Genomic DNA, 2,777 nt, shown 5'->3' on the forward strand with positions numbered 1-2,777 from the left:
GGTAGGCGGCGGGCGGGGTCGGGATCGTGCCGAGACAGGTCGCGGCGGGATCCTCGATCGAGCACCAGCCGGGCCTGCGCACCGGCACGTACCCGGACGGGACGCCCCGGTTCGCGATGATCGACCTGTATGTGGGGACGGCATCGGTCGGACGGCGGGTGAGGGTCGGGTCGGTCAGCGCGTCCACCGTGTAGAGGCCGAACCGGGGACGGTAACTGCCCCACTCGTAGTTGTCGGTGAGGCTCCAGTAGTTGTAGCCCATCATCTTCACGCCGTCGGCCATCGCGCGCTGGATCCAGTAGATGTGGTCACGGAGGTGGTCCGAGCGCGTGTAGCCATCCGCGCGTGGTTTTCCGTCGTCGGTGGACATGCCGTTCTCGACGATGTACACGGGCAGGTCGGGCAGCCGCTTCTGGTAGCTCTTCAGGACGTAGTACAGACCCTCTGGCTCAGGGTCGATCTTCCAGAACTCGCCGGTGAGCGCGTACACCGAGGTGAGGTTCTGCAGGTTCGCGCCGTAGTAGTAGTCGATCCCAATGAAGTCGAGCTTGTCGGTGACGTCGTTGAACAGGGCGGCGTCGAAGATGCCGTTGAGCGCCGTCCCGTAGGCGACGTTGCTCGACACTAGGGCGCCCGGGTCGACCCTGTGAATCATGTCGTAGGCGGCGCGATGCGTCCTGATGAGGGCGTCGCGCATCTTCAGCATCTGTCCGAGGTCCATCGGACGGTGGGTGAGTTCCTTGTAGATGTAGGCGCTGGCCTCGTTGAAGGTGATCCAGATGACGCCCTGGTTCTTGTAGCGGTTGACGACGAAGCGCGCGTTGCGGAGCCAGTCGTCCTGTGTACGGGGGTTGCCCCAGGCGCCCTGGTCGGCGACCCAGCCGGGGTACACCCAGTGGTCGAGGGTGAGCATCGGCCGCATCCCGTTGGCCTTGATGCGGCGGATGAGGTCGTCGTAGTAGGCGAGGGCCCTCGGATCCCGGTGGCCGCGGCGCGGTTCGATGCGGGCCCATTCGATGGACGTCCGGAAGACGTCCACGCCTAGGTTCTCGGCGAGCTTGAGATCGGCCGGGTAGCGGTGCCGGAAGTCGACGGAGTCGCGGTAAGGGTCGGACGCATCGCCCGCCCCGCTCGCGGCGTACCGCGTCCAGTTGCTGTCGGGGAAGGCTCCTTCGCTCTGGAACCCGGACGTGGCCACACCCCAGAGGAAGCCTTTCGGGAACCTCACTGTTGCGGGCGCCGGCACGGATGCGGTCGCGGGCGCTGACATGGGCGCGGGCGCTGACGTGGGCGCGAGCGCGGGCCGGGTGGGCGCGGCGGCGGTCGCGGGCGACGCACCCGGCGTCAGTACGAGCACCACGGCGAGACAGATGGATCCGATGCGGCGGGCAGGGCCGGCGACGCCGGCGGACAGGCGAGCAGACCGAGCGAAGTGGGCAGAAGGGGCGGGGCTGGCGGGGCTGCCGAACACGGGACTCCTTCCCCGGAACGGGACCTGCGTCTCCTTCGGACTACAGGCGGCCCGAACCGGCCCGTCAACCCCTCAGCAGCCGAATCGGGCGATCTCGCCCGTCCGCAACCGCGCCGTCGCCGCCGTGGCCGGCGCCGCGCGACCGACCCATTTACCGATACGTGATATACGCCACAAATGACCACTTTGCGGCGGCCAGGTTTTCCACAGAACGCGATTCCAGTTCCCACCCGCCTCCGCACGCGTCACCATGAAATCGATCTTCCTGCGGGAATTCGTGACCTAGTTCACAGTTCCCGTGACATGCCCGGAATCAGCGCAGGCCAAGGCGGGAGCACGGTGCGCCCGCCACCGTCCGCGGACGTCGAAATGCCTGGAGTGATTTGCCATGTTCGCCCGATCCTGCATACGTTCCTGCCCGGTTCATGCGGCACAACCGCCGCCCAGATAATAGAACACGCACCCGACGCGCGGCAGCGGCGCGCACGGCCACCCTCGACCGGAGGCCGGCGCGGATCCCCCAGGCGGTCCACTGCGGACCCCGCGCGAAAGCCGCCGTCGGACGCCGAATCCGTGCGGCCATGAAACACGGAACCGGAAGCGGTCACGGCCTTTCCCGCGTCCCTCGAATGACGCCGCGGAATGGCCGCGACATGACCGCACCCCTGTGGACGACCACCGGGCTGACGGCTGCCCCGGTAGGCATCAACCGCGAGGTCTGGAGTTATTCTGCATACCCCCCGAAACCCCCTGAAGGCCGGATTCACCAGCGGCGGCCTCCTGCTCACCACGACCGCGGCGCTCGGCGTGTCCGTCCTCGCGGCCGGGCCGGCCGAGGCGGCGACGCCACCGCGGCAGGCCGTCGTGGTGATGCCCGTCGCGCAGGTCTCCGCCGCGCAGTCCCGAGCCGCGAAGCAGAAGGAGCGCGCGGCCTACGCCGTGAAGTACGCGGCGAAGCAGATCGGCGACCCGTACCGCTACGGCGGCACCGGCCCCGGCTCGTGGGACTGCTCCGGCCTCGCCGGAGGCGCCTGGCGCAAGGCCGGGGTCAAGCTGCCCCGCACCAGCCAGCAGATCTACCGCGCCGTCAAGAAGAAGGTCTCCTGGAAGGGAGCCGTCAAGGGCGACCTCCTGTTCTTCTACAGCGGCCGCACCCACATGGGCATCTACGCCGGCCACGGCTACATGATCCACGCGCCGAGCTCCGGCAAGCGCGTCAAGAAGGTCAAGCTGACGAAGTACTACAAGCGCAACTTCAACGGCGCCGTCCGCCCCGGCCTCTGACCCGCCCCCCGAACTCGTGGCC

At 68.3% G+C, this 2,777-nt stretch carries 2 protein-coding genes; one reads left to right on the top strand and one right to left on the bottom strand.

The annotated features are described in order from the left end of the window. The coding region (locus tag E1284_RS39995) for a family 1 glycosylhydrolase (RefSeq protein WP_243715041.1) at window positions 1–1,198 on the bottom strand (1,198 nt) is incomplete at its 3' end. A 1,080-nt stretch (window positions 1,199–2,278) separates the two neighbouring features. On the opposite strand from E1284_RS39995, the gene E1284_RS40000 reads away from it, so the two are divergent. Further along, window positions 2,279–2,755 carry a C40 family peptidase gene (locus E1284_RS40000; RefSeq protein WP_243715042.1) on the top strand — a complete coding sequence of 159 codons (477 nt, stop codon included), beginning with the start codon at window positions 2,279–2,281 and terminating at the stop codon, window positions 2,753–2,755. The last annotated feature ends 22 nt before the right edge of the window (window positions 2,756–2,777 follow it).

Origin of the sequence: Actinomadura bangladeshensis (assembly GCF_004348335.1) — a bacterium.
Taxonomy (GTDB): domain Bacteria; phylum Actinomycetota; class Actinomycetes; order Streptosporangiales; family Streptosporangiaceae; genus Spirillospora; species Spirillospora bangladeshensis.